At 64.0% G+C, this 874-nt stretch carries 1 protein-coding gene and 1 pseudogene; both read left to right on the top strand.

The genetic code is table 11. The features are described 5' to 3' along the window. Window positions 1-350 precede the first annotated feature (350 nt). A complete protein-coding gene (locus ABB27_RS19115; RefSeq protein ID WP_057630904.1) occupies window positions 351-677 on the top strand; it encodes a YerC/YecD family TrpR-related protein in 327 nt (108 codons plus the stop codon). A 9-nt stretch (window positions 678-686) separates the two neighbouring features. Further along, window positions 687-874, top strand: a pseudogene (locus ABB27_RS19120) (ATP phosphoribosyltransferase); the annotation flags it as partial.

An 874-nucleotide genomic window follows, 5' to 3' on the forward strand; every position in this document is an offset into this window, starting at 1 on the left:
GCGGGGTTTTTTTTATGCCTTCGCGATGAAGGTGATCAGTGTGAAGAGTAGTGCCGAGCCATGCTCGGCAGAGACCTTCCCGCTAATGCCCCAGCCGAGCATGGCTCGGCTCTACGGCTTCTGCCCCCTCCCTTTCGCGCAGCGAAGGGGAGGGCTGGGGAGGGGGCTTCGCTGAAAGCAGCAGGCGGCTGACGCCGCTCTCACAAGCGAACCCTGTAGTGCCGAGCCATGCTCGGCAAGGGCCTTCCCGGTAATGCCCCTGCCGAGCATGGCTCGGCACTACCAGCGCGCTCGTTTGACTCTCCAGTAATTACGCACTAATGTATTAGCGCGCTATTACATTGATACAAATGAAAACTCGTCAGGAAACCGAACGTGACAAGGCCGCCGACGCCGCTCTGAAGGCGCTGGCCCGGGCTTTTGCTGCCCTCGACAAGCCGCAGGAGGCGCAGGCTTTCCTGCGCGATCTGTGCACGCCGGCCGAGCTGGAAGCCATGGCCGACCGCTGGCGGGTTGTGCCGCTGCTGCGCAAGGGCGTGCCCTACCGTGAGATCTATGACCTGACCGGGGTGAGTGTCACCACCATCGGCCGGGTCGCGCGCTCGCTAGAGCATGGTGCCGGCGGCTATGCCGTCGCCATCGAACGCCTCGCCACGCGCAAAACCGAATCCAACTGAGATAACCCCATGAGTGCTTCAACCACCGCCCCGGCACGTGACCGGTTGCGTATCGCCATCCAGAAAAGCGGCCGCTTGGCCGACCCCGCGCGCAGCCTGCTGGCGGCCTGTGGTCTGAGCTGGCGGCAGAGCCGCGACAAGCTGTTCTGTTTCGGCGAGTCGCTGCCGGTGGACCTGTTGCTGGTGCGCTGCGCCGA

The organism is Stenotrophomonas terrae (assembly GCF_001431465.1).
GTDB classification, from domain to species: domain Bacteria; phylum Pseudomonadota; class Gammaproteobacteria; order Xanthomonadales; family Xanthomonadaceae; genus Stenotrophomonas; species Stenotrophomonas terrae.

Bases quoted from the DNA above. Each gene is read 5' to 3' on its own strand.
- ABB27_RS19115 (WP_057630904.1), top strand. From the start codon at position 351: ATGAAAACTCGTCAGGAAACCGAACGTGACAAGGCCGCCGACGCCGCT.